Below are 13,930 nucleotides of genomic sequence, written 5' to 3'. Positions count from 1 at the left end.
CCGGCCCCGCACCCCCGGGGGGGCCCACCCCCGCGCCGCCCCCCCCCCCCCCCCGGCCCACCCCTCCCCCCCCCGCGCCCCCCCCCGGGGGGGGGGGCCCGTCCGCGTTCCCCGCCCCGCCCGCTACGCTCCCGAGACCGAGACCGAGACCGAGCCCTACGCCGGATCCGACCCGGCGCCGGCCCCGGCCCCCGGCAGCGCCCCCGGCCCCAGCCCCTCCCGGTGCACCCGCCACCGCGCGAGCATGCCGTGCAGTTCGTCCACCATGAACGCGAAGAAGGCCGCGCTCTCCCCCAGCCGCGCCCCCGCGACGGTGCCCGCGCCGACGGTGGCCTCGCCGTCCCTGAGCACCCGCACCCAGCGCAGCAGGTACTCGTCGCGCCGGGTCAGCGACTCGAACCAGACGTCGTTCAGCACCCGGTAGCGGTCGCGCCGCGAGCCCGGCTCGCGTTCCTTGGCGGCCAGGCCGATCTGGATGAGGTAGCGCATCCCGCCGGACACTGCGGCCGGGCTGATCCGCAGCCGTTCGGAGAGCTCGGCGGAGGTCAGCACGCCGCTCTCCTCGGCCATCAGGCAGGAGAAGAGCCGGGACGGCATCCGGCCCATGCCCGCGGACGCCAGCTCGGCCGCGAACCGTTCGACGAAGTCCGACACCGCCTGCTCGTCGCGCCCCTGCTCCGCTTCCCGCTCCACCACGCGCGCCTTCCCCTCTCCGGTGATCAACAACTCGACTGAACTTTAACGCCTTCCCAATATTCACGTTTTTCTGAAACTACGGTAGCTTCAGCATCATGACGAAGGCAATCACCCTGACCGGCCTGCGCAAGACCTTCGGCCGGACCACCGCGCTGGACGGCCTCGACCTCACCGTCGAGACCGGCGAGGTGCACGGATTCCTGGGGCCCAACGGCGCCGGGAAGTCCACCGCCATCCGGGTGCTCCTCGGTCTGCTGCGCGCCGACGGCGGCAGCGCCCGACTGCTCGGCAAGGACCCCTGGCACGACGCCGTCGAACTGCACCGCCGCCTCGCCTACGTCCCCGGCGACGTCGAACTGTGGCCCAACCTCACCGGCGGCGAGGCCATCGACCTGCTCTCCCGGCTGCGCGGCCGGCTCGACCGCCGCCGCCGCGACGAGCTGATCGAGCGCTTCGACCTCGACCCCACCAAGAAAGGCCGCAGCTACTCCAAGGGCAACCGGCAGAAGGTCGCCATCGTCGCCGCGCTCGCCTCCGACGCCGAACTGCTGCTGCTCGACGAGCCGACCTCCGGCCTCGACCCGCTGATGGAGGTGGTCTTCCAGGACGTCGTCCTCCAGGCCCGGCGGCAGGGGCGGACCGTCCTGCTGTCCAGCCACATCCTGGACGAGGTGGAGAAGCTCGGCGACCGGGTCAGCATCATCCGCCACGGCCGGGTGGTGCAGACCGGCAGCCTCGGCGAACTGCGCCACCTCACCCGCACCACGGTCGAGGCCGAGACCCACCGCCCCGTCACCGGACTGGAGACGCTGGAGGGCGTGCACGCCGTCCGCACCGAGGGCGCCCGGGTGCACTTCGCCGTGGACGGCGCCCACCTGGACGCCGCCATCCGCCGCCTCGGCGAGGCCGGACTGCGCAGCCTGGTCAGCCACCCGCCCACGCTGGAGGAGCTGATGCTGCGCCACTACGGCGACGAGCTGGCCGCCAACGGGCACCCGCTCGACGGCGAGGCCGCCCGATGACCGCCACCACCACCGCGACCAGCGCGCCCGCCACGGCCCCGCGCCCGCCACGCCCGCACACCACCCTGGCCGGCACCGCCACGCTGCTCCGCTTCGCCCTGCGCCGCGACCGGCTCCGCCTCTCCGCCTGGGTGCTCGGCCTCGGCCTGCTCACCCTCGCCAGCGCCAACAGCGTGCACACCCTCTACCCGACCGCCGCCGACCGCGCCTCGATCGCCCACGCCTCCGCCGGCTCAGCCGTCCTCGCCATGACCGGCCCCGGGCACTACCTGGCCGACTACACCTGGGGCGCCATGCTCGGCCACCGGCTGCTCGGCCTGCTGGCGGTGCTGGCCGGGCTGATGAGCGTGCTGACCGTCGCCCGGCACACCCGGGCCGAGGAGGAGAGCGGGCGGGCCGAGCTGGTCCGCTCCGCCGCCGTCGGCCGACACGCCCAGCTCGCGGCCGCCCTGGGCGCCGCCGCCGTCGCCGACCTCGCGCTCGGCCTGCTGCTCGCCGCCGGGCTGCCCGCCCTCGGCGTCCCCGGGCTCGGCACCGGCGGCGCGCTGCTGTTCGGGGCCGCGACCACCGCCGCCGGACTGCTGTTCGCGGCGGTCGCCGCCGTCGCCGTCCAGGTCACCGCGCACGCCCGGACGGCCTCCGGGCTGGCCCTCGCGGTGCTCGGCGCCGCCTACGCGGTGCGCGCGGCCGGGGACGCCGGGTCGAACGGGCTCTCCTGGGCCTCCCCTATCGGCTGGCTCCAGCGCAGCTACCCCTTCGTGGACGACCGCTGGTGGCCGCTGCTGCCCGCGCTCGCCCTGACCGTCGTCACCGGCGCGGCCGGCTTCGCGCTGAGCACCCGCCGGGACGTGGGCGCCGGCCTGCGCGCCGCCCGTCCGGGGCCGCCCACCGCGCGCCCCGCCCTCGGCACCCCGCTCGGCCTCGCCCTGCGCCTGCACCGCGGCCTGCTGGGCGGCTTCGCGGTCGCGCTGCTGCTGCTCGGCGCGATGTACGGGTCACTGCTGGGCGGCGCCGACGCGATGGTCAAGGACGTCGACCAGCTGAAGGAGGCCCTCGCCCGGCTCGGCGGCCGCTCGCTCACCGACTCCTTCGCCGCGATGACCCTGCTGGTGGTGGCGGTGGTCGGCGCGGTCTACGCGGTGCTGGCGACGCTGCGCCCGCGCGCCGAGGAGAGCGCCGGGCGGGCCGAGCCGGTGCTGGCCACCGGGGTGTCCCGGTCCGGCTGGCTGGGCGGGCACCTGGCGGCGGCGCTGCTGGGCTCGACCGCGGTGCTGCTCGCGGCGGGGGTGGGCTTCGGCCTGGCCGGGGCGCTGTCCACCGGTGACGCCGGCGCGTTCGCGCGACTGGTCGGCGCGGCCCTGGCGTTCGCGCCCGCCCAGTGGGTGACGGTGGGTTTCGCCGCCACCGTGTACGGCTGGCTGCCCCGGGCGACGCAGCTGGCCTGGCTGGTGCCGGCGTACGCGTTCGTGATCGGGTACCTGGGCCCGCTGCTGAAGCTCCCGGCGGGCCTGGACCGGCTCTCCCCGTTCGGGCAGGTGCCCCGGCTCCCGGCAGCCGCCATGGACTGGACGCCGCTCGCGGCGCTCACCCTGGTCGCGGCCGCCCTGATCGCCCTGGCGCTGGCCGGGTTCCGGCGCCGCGACCTGGAAGTGCGCTGACATCGAGGCCCGCGACGGGCCGGCCGCGGCGGGCCGGCCCCGGACCGGGTCACAGGTGCTTGACCAGCTCCGGCATCAGGTCCTGGAAGGTCCGCCCGCTGGCCGGCTGCCCGATCGCGGTCATCTGCCAACCGGTGGGCGTGCGCTGCACCTTGGCCATGATCTGCGCGGTGTACGGGCCGCCCCCGGTGAGCGTGTACCGGGCCAGTTCGGCGCCGGTCTGCTCGTCGACCAGCCGGCAGAAGGCCGCCTCGACCTCCTGGAAGGTCTGGCCGGTGAAGGAGTTGACGGTGAAGAGGATCTGGTCGACCTCGGCGGCCATCTTGGTCAGGTCGACGGTGATCGACTCGTCGTCGGTCGCGTCGCCCGCGCCGCCGACCAGGTTGTCGCCGCTGTGCCGGACGGAACCGTCATTGCTGTTGAGGTGCTGGAAGAAGACCACGTCCACCGGCCGCCCCTGGGAGAACAGCACCGCCGAGGCGTCCAGGTCGATCTCCCGACCGGCGGCCAGCAGCTTGGCGAAGAAGCCCTTGGGCTGCGCGGCCTTCCAGCCCAGGCCCATCCGGACCACACTCAGCTGACCGCCGCCCGGCTTCTCCAGGCTGATCTTCTGCCCCTTGGCCAGCGAAACGCTCATCGTGCCCTCCTCGTCCCTGCCGCCGCTCCGTGCCGTGAATCTACAGCACTGTCGAACTTCTATGATCATCCGACCGGCGCGCTCCCCGCACCCCTACCCCGCGCTCCCCCCGCCGTCACCACCGGGGGCGGTCTGCACACTGTCAAGCGCCCCGGGGAGGAGCTTGCGCGGGGCGGGCGCGCAATCCGGCTCGGTCAACCTGGCAACCGGCGATCCGACGTCTGGCGTAGCCGCGAACAGGGGCCGAACAGGCGGGCGGCACGCGGTCTAGGGTCGGCTCGGAGGCGCCGCCGACCGGGAGAACGGCCGCCGACGCACCGAGCGTTCCGCGCACGTTCCCGTGATCCGCCAACCCACGCTGGGGGGACCACCATGTCCGAGCACGAAGGAACACCGCCCGCACCCGCCACCGCCGCCACCACCTCGCGCCTCGGCCGCCGCCGCCTGCTGCGGGCCGGCCTGGGCACCGGCGGGGCGCTCGCCGCCGTCCGCCTGCTGCCCGGCGGCCAGGCCTGGGCCGCCACCCCGGAGCCCGCGCCCGTACCGGAGTCCGCGCCCGTACCGGAGTCCGCGCCCGCACCCGCACCCCTCCCGGGCACCGCCGCCACGGCGCAGCCCTGGCCGGACTGGGCCCGGTTCGCCCGCGTCGGCGACGGCACCTTCAACGAGCCCGCCGACATGCAGAGCGCCGTCGACGCCCTGAAGGCGCAGAACGTCAGCGTCATCGAGCTCGACACCCTGCTCTCCAACTGGCTCACCGACGCCGAGTTCGCGGCCCACATGGCCGAGGTGAAGACCTTCACCGGCCTGGCGCACGCCGCCGGCCTCAAGGTCGTCATGTACTACCCCTCCCTGGAGCTGATCTCCCCCGGCGGCGAGAAGGGCCGCTCGTTCTACAAGAACGACCAGGGCGGCGCCTGGGTGCAGCGCGACCTCGCCGGAAAGCCCAACGTGTTCTACGGCAGCGTGGTGGTCTGGGTCGACCCGGGCGACGAGAGCGTCTGGCTCAGCCCCAACTCGCCCTGGCGGGACTACTACCTCAAGCGGATCAAGGGCGTGGCCGCCACCGGTGTGGACGGCATCTGGCCGGACGTCCCGATCTACTTCGACGGCGTGCTCTCCTGGTGCGACGCCTCCACCTGGGGCACGGCCGCCTTCAAGGCCGACACCGGCCTCGCCCTGCCCAAGGCCGCCGACTTCGCCGACCCGGTGTTCCGCCGCTACGTCGAATGGCGCCACCGCAACCTGCTCCAGTTCCAGCTCGACATCGCCGCCGCCGGGCGCGCGGTCAACCCCGACCTGGTCACCTTCGTCGAGACCGTCTCGATGGACTACCGCTACGCCACCTCGATCGGCCTGGACGGCGGCTACCTGCGCCAGGCCGAGGGCGCCGTCAGCCAGGTCTGGGAGGTGGACATCCTCGGCAACTACGACGGCATGCGGCACGCCACCGCCTCCGACTGGGTCTGTCTCATCTCGATGTACAAGTACGCGCGCGGCGCCAGCGGCACCAAGCCCGCCTGGGCGTTCTCCTACGGCTGGCAGGCCGACGACGCCTCGCTGGTGATGTCCCAGCTGATCGCGGCCGGCTGCAACCCCTACGAGGTGAAGACGCCGTACAAGAACGACACCGTGGACGCGGCGATGCGCGCCCGGATGTACCGCTTCGTCCAGACCAACCAGGAGCGGCTCTACAACGCCGCCTCGACCGCCCAGGTCGGCGTCTACCACTCCAGCCCGTCCCGGGACTACGTCAGCCCGGGCGCGGGCATCGGGATGTACGTCAACGCGACCGCGCCGGCCGGGATCGCCGACTGGTGGGGCGGCGACGACCCGGAGCAGAGCTGCGCCTCCGTCCCCTGGCTGGGCGAGTTCCGGGGCGCGGTGAAGGCGCTGGTGTACGCGCACATCCCGTTCGACACGGTGCCCAGCCCCGGCCTGGCCGCCGCCGACCTGGCCCGGTTCAAGGTGCTGCTGCTGCCCGACCTCCAGGCGGTCTCGGACGCCGAGGCGGCCGTGCTGCGGGGCTTCGTCGCGGCCGGCGGGACGATCGTGATCACCGGCCCGGCGCCCACCGCGCTCGACGAACTGGGCGGCCAGCGAACCGAGTTCGCCCTCTCCGACGTGCTCGGGCTGCGCCGCGGAAGCCCGCTGCCGGCCGCCAAGCAGAACGCCTACGGCAGCGGCACCTGCTGGTACGTCCGCAACCGGGCCGGGCTCAGCTACCTCACCAAGACCGACCAGGCCTCGGCCGACCAACTGCTCGCCCCCGTCCGCCAGTCCGCACCGCCCGCCGTCACCCTGGCCGGGGACCGCCGGATCTTCCTGGACGCGCGGCGGCTCGGCAACGACACCGTCGTCCACCTGGTGAACTTCACCAACTTCGGCGACACCCCGGCGGCCTTCCGCACCACGCCCGCCAACTGCACGCTCTCCTACGCCCTCCCCGCCGGCGCCGCCGTCACGGCCGTCACCGTCGCCACCCCGGACGGCACCGACCCGACGCCCAAGCCCGTCCCGTACACCGTCACGGGAGCGACGGTCAGCGTGCCGCTGACCGTCGTGCAGTACTCGGTCGTGACGGTGACGGTGGCGGCGAGCTAAAGCGCGGGCGCGGGGATGCGCCAGAGGGCGGCGGGGTTGGCCTCGCCGCCCGGGGCGGACTCGAAGGCGATCCACTTCCCGTCCGGGGACCAGCTCGGCGCGCCGTCGTACGAGCCGTCGTCGCCGGTCACCCGGACGGGGCGGCCGCCGTCGGCCGCGACCACGAAGACCTGGGCGTTCGGCAGGTCGCCGAGGTTGGAGGAGAACACCAGGTACCGGCCGTCCGGGGACCAGGTGGGATCGGTGTGCTCGCCCGGCACGTCGGTGACCTGGCGCAGGCCGGTGCCGTCCGCGCCGACCGTCCACAGCGCCCAGTTCTCACTGCCGGCGGCACGCCGCTGGAAGACGATCCGGTCGCCCCGGGGCGACCAGTTCGGCTGCCGGTTGTCGGTGCCGGTGCCCTTGCCGTCGACCAGCCGGACCGGGGCGCCGCCGTCGCGGCGGACCTTCCAGAGCGAGTCCTGTTCGGCGTCGTCGCCGTGCACGGCGGCGTGTTCCGGCTCCCAGCTCTGCTGGAAGACGATCCAGGCGCCGTCCGGGGAGAAGCTCGGCTCGCTGTAGCCGCTGCCGTCCTCGTGCCGGGTGACCCGCTCGGGGCTGCCGCCGGGTGTCATCAGCCAGACCTCGTCGTGGCCGGACTCCCGGTCGGTGGCGAAGGTGAAGGCGCCGGTGGCGGCGTTCCAGCTGGTGCCCGGGAGGTTGACGGCGGCCTTGTCGGGATCCTCCAGGACCTTCTGCGGCGTGCGGGCGCCGTCCAGCGGCAGCACCCCGAGGGCGGCGGCGCCCTTGTTGTAGCCCTCGCTGAACTCGGTCAGCAGCACCGAGCGGCCGTCCGGGGCGAAGGCGGGGTTCTGGGCGCTGCGACCGGCCTCGGCCCGGTAGAGCAGTTCGGCACCGTCGGCCCGGCGCTCTCCCCCGGTCGGCGGCGCGCCGCTGGCCCGGGTCGGCCGGGGCTGCGGCCCGCCCCCGGAGCCGGATTCGGCGCAGCCGGACAGCAGCAGCGCCGCGACGGCCGCGGCGACGAAGAACGTGCGAGTCCTCATGACTCACAAGCTAGTTGACACTTCGTCACATTGCGTACGCCGGCAGGCGGATCAGGCGTCGCCGTCCAGCAGGTGCTGGCGGACCTCCTGGAAGGTCCAGGCCCCGCCGGCCGGGCGGGCGAACACCCAGACCAGGTCGAAGCGGTCCGGCCAGGTGGCGGGCGCGCCGCTGCCGGCGGCGCCGAGCGCCTCGACGATCCGCGGGATCCGCGAGTGCTCCCAGCAGATCAGCACCGGCTGGGGCCCGGCCAGGGCGGCGCCGGCCAGCGCCGTCTCCTGGGACTCGGCGTACCCGGTGTCGACGGTCAGCCCGAGCTTGGCGGCCAGCGGGGTGACGGTCTGCCGCATCCGGTGCGCCCCGGCCAGCGGGCCCTGGTCGGTGGCGGCGAGGATCCGGGCGGGGGTGCGCAGGCCGGGGGCGGGCGGGGCGAACAGGGTGGGCAGCGCCCGGGCGCGGGACCAGCCGCGCTCGGTCAGGGACTTGCCGTCGTGGCCGCCGTTCTCGTCCAGCCCCGGGTGGCTGCCGTCCGGCTTCTCGCCGTGCCGGATGATCATCACCAGGGCCTCGCCGCCCGCGTCGCTCGCCCTGGCCGCGGCGGCCTCCTTGCCCGCCTTCTTGCCGGCCTTGCCGGAGGAGGCCGAGCAGCCCGCCAGCACCACCGGAGCGGCGATCGCCAGGCCGGTGAGCAGGGTGCGCCGGGCCGGCCGAGCCGCCACTCGGTGCTCCATCACTCGGCCTCCCCTCACCTGGCCCCCCGCCACCTGGTCTCCCGCCACTCGGCGCCCCGTCATCACTCGGCACCCCGCTCCAGGCGCACCAGCGCGTCGACCGCGACGCCGTCGCCCTCGCCCTTGTGCCCGGGCTCCGGGCCGACCGTCCGGTGCACCCGTTCGGCCCGGACGGTGCGCAGGCCGCGGTCGGCGAGGTCGGCGAGGACGTCCTCCGGGGTGAACAGCACGGCCGGGTCCTGCGGGCCGCCGACGCCCTCGGTGAGGTTGCTCAGGTCGTGCCCGACCACCAGCAGGGTGCCGCCGGGAGCGAGCGCGGCGGCGGCGCGGCGCAGCGCGGTCCGCCGGTCCTGGGCGGGGACTTGGAGGTAGACGACCAGGATCAGGTCGTAGCCGGCGGCGGGGGCCTCAAAGGTGCGGGCGTCGCCGTGCCGCCAGGTGAGCCGGTCGGCGACCTCGTCGGGCAGGTCGGCGGTGAGCCGCTCGGCGCGTTCCAGGGCGACGGCGGAGTAGTCCAGCCCGGTGACCTCCCAGCCCCGGCCGGCCAGCCAGATGGCGTTGCGGCCTTCGCCGGCGGCCAGGTCGAGGACGTGGCCGGGGGCGTGGGCCGGGGTGAGGCCGGCCAGTTCGCGGACCACCCAGCGGTTGGGCTCGGCGCCCCACACCAGCTCGGTCGCGGCGTAGCGGTCGTCCCAGTCCTGGCTGTCCATGGCGAGTCCTCCGTTCGGCGGGCCTGCTCCGCAGCGGTCAACCTACCGGGCCCGGGCGGCGGCGGCCCGGAACGGTCCAGCGGGCGGACACCCTTGACGGCGAATATTGGTCCAGTCCAATCTGTGATGTCGTGACGCGAGCGGGTCAGCCGGCCCGCCGCGCCCGCCGTCCGTACGTCGGCACGCTCCACCTGCCCGCGCGCCCCCACAGCGCCCGGGCGGCTCCCCCGGCCCACCCGGGCCACGCACCGCCGGAACCCCCACACATCCGGAGGACACACCGCATGCACGACCGCGTCATGCCCGCACGGCCCGCCCAGGCCGCCGGGCGCCGGACCGCTCCGCGCAGACGGGCCATGGCCCTGGCCCTCGCCGCCACGCTCAGCACCAGCGGCGCCGCCCTCGCCCTGACCCTCAGCCCCGCCTCGGCCGCCCCGGTGAACCTGCTGGCCAACGGCGACTTCGAGGCCGGCACCCTGACCGGCTGGACCTGCGCCAACGGCTCCGTCGTCACCACCCCGGTGCACGGCGGGAGTTACGCGCTCAGCGGCGCGGCCTCGGCCTCCGACACCGCGCAGTGCCAGCAGACCGTCACCGTCCAGCCGAACACCACGTACACCCTGTCCGGCTTCGTCCAGGGCAGCTACGTCTACCTCGGTGCCACCGGGACGGGCGTCAACTCCTCGGTCTGGACGCCCGGCGGCACCGGCTGGAACCAGCTGAGCACCACCTTCACCACCGGCGCCACCACCACCTCGGTGACGGTCTTCACCCACGGCTGGTACGGCACCGGCGCCTACTACGCCGACGACCTCGGCCTCACCGGCCCGGCCGGGCCCACCTCCACCGGCAGCCCCACCGCAAGCGGCAGTCCGACGGCCTCCGGAAGCCCCACCGCGTCCGGCAGCCCCACCGCCTCGACCAGCCCCACCGCGAGCGGCAGCCCGACGGCCAGCGGCAGCCCCACCGGATCCGGCAGCCCGACCGCGACGGCCACCGCCAGCGGCCCGGCCGGGGACGGCAAGGTCACCACGCCCACCGGCGTCGCCGTCAGCAAGGTCACCGCGGGCGCCGTGGTGCTCACCTGGCAGCCCTCCACCCTGACCACCGGCGACGGCCCGATCGCCTACAAGGTGTGGTCCAACGGCCAGCTGGTCGCCACCTCGATGGGCACCTCCGTCGCCGTCAGCTCGCTGCTGCCCGGCAAGGCGTACACCTTCAGCGTCCAGGGCTACTCCGGCTCCCACGCCTCCGCCCAGTCCGCCGCGGTGAGCACCACGACGGCCGCCTCCCCCGCCCAACAGCCCGTCCGCTCGGCCTACTTCGACCAGTGGGGCGTCTACGAGAACGCGTACTACCCGAAGAACGTCGACACCAGCGGCGCCGCGGGCAAGCTGGACGTCATCCACTACGCGTTCGCCAACATCGACCCCACCAAGCTCACCTGCTTCCAGGCGGTGAAGGCCTCCGACTCGACCAACGAGAACAACCCCAACGCCGGTGACGGCGCGGGCGACGCCTACGCCGACTACCAGTCCGACTACAACTCCGGCACCAGCGTGGACGGCAGCAGCGACACCTGGGAGCAGCCGCTCAAGGGCAACTTCAACCAGCTGCGCCAGCTCAAGGCCAAGTACCCGAACCTGCGGTTCACCATCTCGATCGGCGGCTGGACGTACTCCAAGTACTTCTCCGACGCGGCCGCCACCGACGCCTCCCGGAAGACCTTCGTCTCCTCCTGCGTCGACATGTTCCTCAAGGGGAACCTGCCGACCGGCGTCGCGGGCGACGCCTCCGGCGGCGCGGCCACGGCAGCCGGCATCTTCGACGGCGTCGACCTCGACTGGGAGTACCCGGGCTCGGCCGGCGGCCACACCGGCAACCACTACTCCCCCGCCGACAAGCAGAACTTCACCCTCCTGCTCAAGGAGTTCCGCACCCAGCTGGACGCGCTCGGCTCCGCCCAGGGCAAGCGCTACCTGCTGTCCGCGGCCCTGCCCAGCGGCCAGGACAAGATCGCCCAGCTGGAGACCGACAAGATCGGCAACTACCTCGACTACGCCGACGTCATGTCCTACGACATGCACGGCGCCTGGGACGCCAAGGGCCCGACCAACCACCAGGACCCGCTGCACGACAGCCCGGCCGACCCGACCACGCCGATCACCCCCGGCACCCGCAAGTACAACGTGGACACCATGCTCGCCGCGTACACCACCGGCCTGCCCGAGTACGGCATCCCCGGCGGCTTCCCCGCCAACAAGCTGGTGCTCGGCATCCCGTTCTACTGGCGCGGCTGGACGGGCGTCCCGGCCGGCTCCAACTACGGCCTGTACCAGAGCGCGACCGGCCCGACGGCCGCCAAGCCGCTGAGCCAGGAGGCCGGACTGGCCGCCTGGAAGGAGCTCAACCCGACCGCCGCCACCACCCACTGGGACCCGGTCACCGAGAGCAGTTGGGTCTACGACGGCACCAACTTCTGGACCGGCGACACCCCGCAGGCCATCCAGGCGCGCGGGGCCTACACCAAGAGCAAGGGCCTCGGCGGCCTGTTCGCCTTCTCCCTGGAGAACGACGACGCCTCCGGCACGCTGCTCAACTCCATGGACGGCAGCCTGCGCTGACGCCCGGCCCACCGTGTTTCGGCGAGGTTCAGCGAGCCGTGCTCAGCCCTTCAGCCCGAGGGAGGGGAACAGGTCGACGAACGGCTGGGTGGTCACCGAGACGCTCCGGCCGAACGGATCGTCGAAGTCCCAGATCATGAACAGCAGGAACGCGATCAGCGCGCTGAAGCAGCCCGCCAGGACCAACTCCCTCGGCGTGCGCCGGATCTGCAGCGCGAACAGCATGCCGACGGTCACCACGGCACCGGTGATCAGGCCGAACCAGACGACCCCGGGCATGGTCGGCCCGGCGTTCTGCCCGCGCGAGTTGCGGGCGTCGTCGGCCTGGCTGATCCGGTCCATGATCGGCTGGTAGGACTGCGACTCCAGCTCGGAGGCCGGCGGCCGGGTGGCGACGTCCACCCGCAGCTTGTCCAGCAGTTCGGTGCCCTTGTCGGAGATCTCGCCGTTCTTGCGCATGTACTCCCACTCGACGTTCACCACGTACGAGACGTAGGCGTCCACGTCGGCCCGGACCTGGTCGCGGAACTCGGCCGGGTAGACCACCGCCCGGTCGCTCACCTCCTGCAGCGACTGCGCCTCCCGGAACAGGTCGTCCTGGGCGGCGCCGCGCGCCTCCCAGACGCCCGCGAGGGCGAGACCGAGGACGATCGCGTAGACCACGCCGATCATCATCGTGATGTAGTCGATGACGTCCGGCGTCTCGTCGACGTTCTTCTCGGTGCCCACCCGGCGGTGCCGCAGCACCACCACCGCCACCACGACGGCACAGGCTGCCGCCATCGCGATGGCCAACGCCAACCATTCGGACATGGGAACTCCCTTCTCTGGCTCGGCTTGTGACGGAACAAAGGGTCGGACTCGGCCCCAGGCAGGTCGGGCTCCAGGGCCGGACCGGGGGCCGGGGCGGGCCGCCTCGGTGGGGCGGTCAGGACCGCCCGGAACGGCCGCGGCCGCGTCCACGGCCCGGGCGCAGGGCTGCCGCCGCCAGGATGGCGGGCACGGTGACCAGCAGCATCGTGGTCGTCGCCGGGGCGTTGTGGTGGTGCTGCGGCGGGGCCGGCGGCTGCGCCGCCCGCACGTGGTACACCGGCTGCGCCGCCGGGGTCGGCCACAGCGGGCTCGGGCGCACCGGAGTCGGCGTGGCCGGACCGGGGGCCACCGGGTCCGGCGGGGGCGCGGGTGCCGCCGGGGCCGGCGCCGGGGGTGCAGGCGGGTTCGGCGCGGGCGGGTTCGGCGCGGGCGGCGGAGCAGGCGCGGGCGCCGCCGGCGGTGAGGTGGGCCCAGGCGTCCTGCCGGGAGCCGGCGTTGTCGGCGCGGGGGTCGGCGACGCCGTGGGGACGGGTGCCGGAGTCGGACTGGGCTTCGACGTCGGCGAAGGCGTCGGGGTAGCGCTCGGCGTCGGGGTCGGCGTGGGGCTGGGCGTGTGGGTGGGGCTCGGCGTCGGGGTCGCCGTCGGGCTCGGGCAGGGGTGCGGGTGGTGATGGTGGTGGTGCCACCAGTCCCCGTGCCACCAGTCCCCGCCGTGGCCGCCGTCCCCGGCATGGCCCCCGTCCCCGCCGTGCTCGTCGTCCGGGCGGCCGGGCTGCTGGCGGAACCCCGTGGTGTCCGAGGGTCGTGGTGAGGCCGGTCCGGGCGCGGCCTTCGGCGTGCGGCACGGGTGGTGCCGGTGCGGGGGCCTGGCGCCCTGGTGCCGCGCGTCGGCCGTCGGGGCGACGGTGACGCCGACCTGGACGTCCACGTCGACCCCGACGTTCACGTCCCCGCCCGGCCCGACCTGCACCGACACGTCCGTCCCGGTGCAGACACACGAGTCGACGGTCGTGCCGTGCGGCTGCTCCCCGCCGTGGTGTTCGGTGCCGGACGCCGAGGCGCCGCCGACCAGGGCGCACATCGCGACCACGCCGACCGCGGCGCCGATCAGCCTGGTCCGCCGACCGGAGGCCGCACCCCCACCGCCGTCCAGCGATATCCGTCGGGACTGCCGGCGCTGCGGCATGGGCTCCACTCACCTCTCGGGTCGCCAGGGACGGGATCAGAACAGGGCGATCCGCCCGGCCCGCAGGAGGACGCGGGCAGGCGTGATCAGACGCGATCAGACGTGATGAGGCACGATCAGGCGGACGGCCCGCCTTCCGGGGGCGGGCCGTCCGTCATCAGGTCAAACGATCTTCGAGCCGGCCGGTTACGGCCCGGGCCCCTTGTCG

At 74.3% G+C, this 13,930-nt stretch carries 11 protein-coding genes; 4 read left to right on the top strand and 7 right to left on the bottom strand.

Translation table 11 applies throughout. The annotated features are described in order from the left end of the window. Positions 1–156 precede the first annotated feature (156 nt). On the bottom strand, positions 157–723 hold the full coding sequence (locus ACFWPI_RS02710; RefSeq protein ID WP_244293549.1) for a GbsR/MarR family transcriptional regulator: 567 nt from the start codon (positions 721–723) through the stop codon (positions 157–159). A 68-nt stretch (positions 724–791) separates the two neighbouring features. On the opposite strand from ACFWPI_RS02710, the gene ACFWPI_RS02705 reads away from it, so the two are divergent. After that, positions 792–1,718, top strand: a complete 927-nt coding sequence (locus ACFWPI_RS02705; RefSeq protein ID WP_063350628.1) for an ABC transporter ATP-binding protein — start codon at positions 792–794, stop codon at positions 1,716–1,718. Then, the gene (locus ACFWPI_RS02700; protein ID WP_380378757.1) at positions 1,715–3,376 is read left to right on the top strand and encodes an ABC transporter permease; all 1,662 of its coding nucleotides are present in this window, start codon (positions 1,715–1,717) and stop codon (positions 3,374–3,376) included. The genes ACFWPI_RS02705 and ACFWPI_RS02700 overlap by 4 nt, the downstream gene beginning before the upstream one ends. A 49-nt stretch (positions 3,377–3,425) precedes the next feature. Here ACFWPI_RS02700 and ACFWPI_RS02695 read toward each other — a convergent pair whose 3' ends face one another. Next, positions 3,426–4,013, bottom strand: coding sequence for a TerD family protein (locus ACFWPI_RS02695; protein ID WP_063350626.1), 588 nt, complete (start codon positions 4,011–4,013; stop codon positions 3,426–3,428). Positions 4,014–4,385: 372 nt separating this feature from the next. Here ACFWPI_RS02695 and ACFWPI_RS02690 point away from each other — a divergent pair, with 372 nt between their 5' ends. Beyond that, on the top strand, positions 4,386–6,617 hold the full coding sequence (locus tag ACFWPI_RS02690; RefSeq protein WP_380378755.1) for a hypothetical protein: 2,232 nt from the start codon (positions 4,386–4,388) through the stop codon (positions 6,615–6,617). Here the strand turns inward: ACFWPI_RS02690 and ACFWPI_RS02685 are convergent. The 3 genes from ACFWPI_RS02685 to ACFWPI_RS02675 all read right to left on the bottom strand — a co-directional run bounded on the left by ACFWPI_RS02685 (position 6,614) and on the right by ACFWPI_RS02675 (position 9,099). Then, complete coding sequence (locus ACFWPI_RS02685; protein WP_380378754.1) at positions 6,614–7,660, bottom strand: hypothetical protein; 1,047 nt, start codon at positions 7,658–7,660, stop codon at positions 6,614–6,616. The genes ACFWPI_RS02690 and ACFWPI_RS02685 overlap by 4 nt on opposite strands. A gap of 51 nt (positions 7,661–7,711) precedes the next feature. Beyond that, on the bottom strand, positions 7,712–8,389 hold the full coding sequence (locus tag ACFWPI_RS02680) for a hypothetical protein (protein ID WP_380378753.1): 678 nt from the start codon (positions 8,387–8,389) through the stop codon (positions 7,712–7,714). A gap of 62 nt (positions 8,390–8,451) precedes the next feature. Further along, complete coding sequence (locus tag ACFWPI_RS02675) at positions 8,452–9,099, bottom strand: class I SAM-dependent methyltransferase (protein ID WP_380378751.1); 648 nt, start codon at positions 9,097–9,099, stop codon at positions 8,452–8,454. Positions 9,100–9,383: 284 nt separating this feature from the next. On the opposite strand from ACFWPI_RS02675, the gene ACFWPI_RS02670 reads away from it, so the two are divergent. Next, entirely contained in the window at positions 9,384–11,723 is a 2,340-nt protein-coding gene (locus ACFWPI_RS02670) for a glycosyl hydrolase family 18 protein (protein ID WP_380378748.1), read from the top strand. Between the two features lie 42 nt (positions 11,724–11,765). Here ACFWPI_RS02670 and ACFWPI_RS02665 read toward each other — a convergent pair whose 3' ends face one another. Both ACFWPI_RS02665 and ACFWPI_RS02660 read right to left on the bottom strand, forming a co-directional pair. Continuing rightward, on the bottom strand, positions 11,766–12,536 hold the full coding sequence (locus tag ACFWPI_RS02665; protein WP_380377020.1) for a hypothetical protein: 771 nt from the start codon (positions 12,534–12,536) through the stop codon (positions 11,766–11,768). 115 nt (positions 12,537–12,651) lie between these two features. Then, positions 12,652–13,722: a hypothetical protein gene (locus tag ACFWPI_RS02660; RefSeq protein ID WP_380377022.1), complete on the bottom strand. Its 1,071-nt coding sequence runs from the start codon at positions 13,720–13,722 to the stop codon at positions 12,652–12,654. Between the last annotated feature and the right edge of the window lie 208 nt (positions 13,723–13,930).

Source organism: Kitasatospora sp. NPDC058492 (genome assembly GCF_042720685.1).
In the GTDB taxonomy this organism is placed as follows: Bacteria; Actinomycetota; Actinomycetes; order Streptomycetales; family Streptomycetaceae; genus Kitasatospora.
The sequence above is the reverse complement of the archived record's forward strand: the minus strand, read 5'-3'. Positions and strand labels throughout refer to the sequence as shown.

What these genes read in the sequence shown, in the direction of transcription:
- ACFWPI_RS02705 (WP_063350628.1), top strand. Translation starts at nt 792, where the DNA reads ATGACGAAGGCAATCACCCTGACCGGCCTGCGCAAGACCTTCGGCCGG.
- ACFWPI_RS02700 (WP_380378757.1), top strand. Translation starts at nt 1,715, where the DNA reads ATGACCGCCACCACCACCGCGACCAGCGCGCCCGCCACGGCCCCGCGC.
- ACFWPI_RS02695 (WP_063350626.1), bottom strand. Translation starts at nt 4,013, where the DNA reads ATGAGCGTTTCGCTGGCCAAGGGGCAGAAGATCAGCCTGGAGAAGCCG.
- ACFWPI_RS02690 (WP_380378755.1), top strand. Translation starts at nt 4,386, where the DNA reads ATGTCCGAGCACGAAGGAACACCGCCCGCACCCGCCACCGCCGCCACC.
- ACFWPI_RS02685 (WP_380378754.1), bottom strand. Translation starts at nt 7,660, where the DNA reads ATGAGGACTCGCACGTTCTTCGTCGCCGCGGCCGTCGCGGCGCTGCTG.
- ACFWPI_RS02680 (WP_380378753.1), bottom strand. Translation starts at nt 8,389, where the DNA reads ATGGAGCACCGAGTGGCGGCTCGGCCGGCCCGGCGCACCCTGCTCACC.
- ACFWPI_RS02675 (WP_380378751.1), bottom strand. Translation starts at nt 9,099, where the DNA reads ATGGACAGCCAGGACTGGGACGACCGCTACGCCGCGACCGAGCTGGTG.
- ACFWPI_RS02670 (WP_380378748.1), top strand. Translation starts at nt 9,384, where the DNA reads ATGCACGACCGCGTCATGCCCGCACGGCCCGCCCAGGCCGCCGGGCGC.
- ACFWPI_RS02665 (WP_380377020.1), bottom strand. Translation starts at nt 12,536, where the DNA reads ATGTCCGAATGGTTGGCGTTGGCCATCGCGATGGCGGCAGCCTGTGCC.
- ACFWPI_RS02660 (WP_380377022.1), bottom strand. Translation starts at nt 13,722, where the DNA reads ATGCCGCAGCGCCGGCAGTCCCGACGGATATCGCTGGACGGCGGTGGG.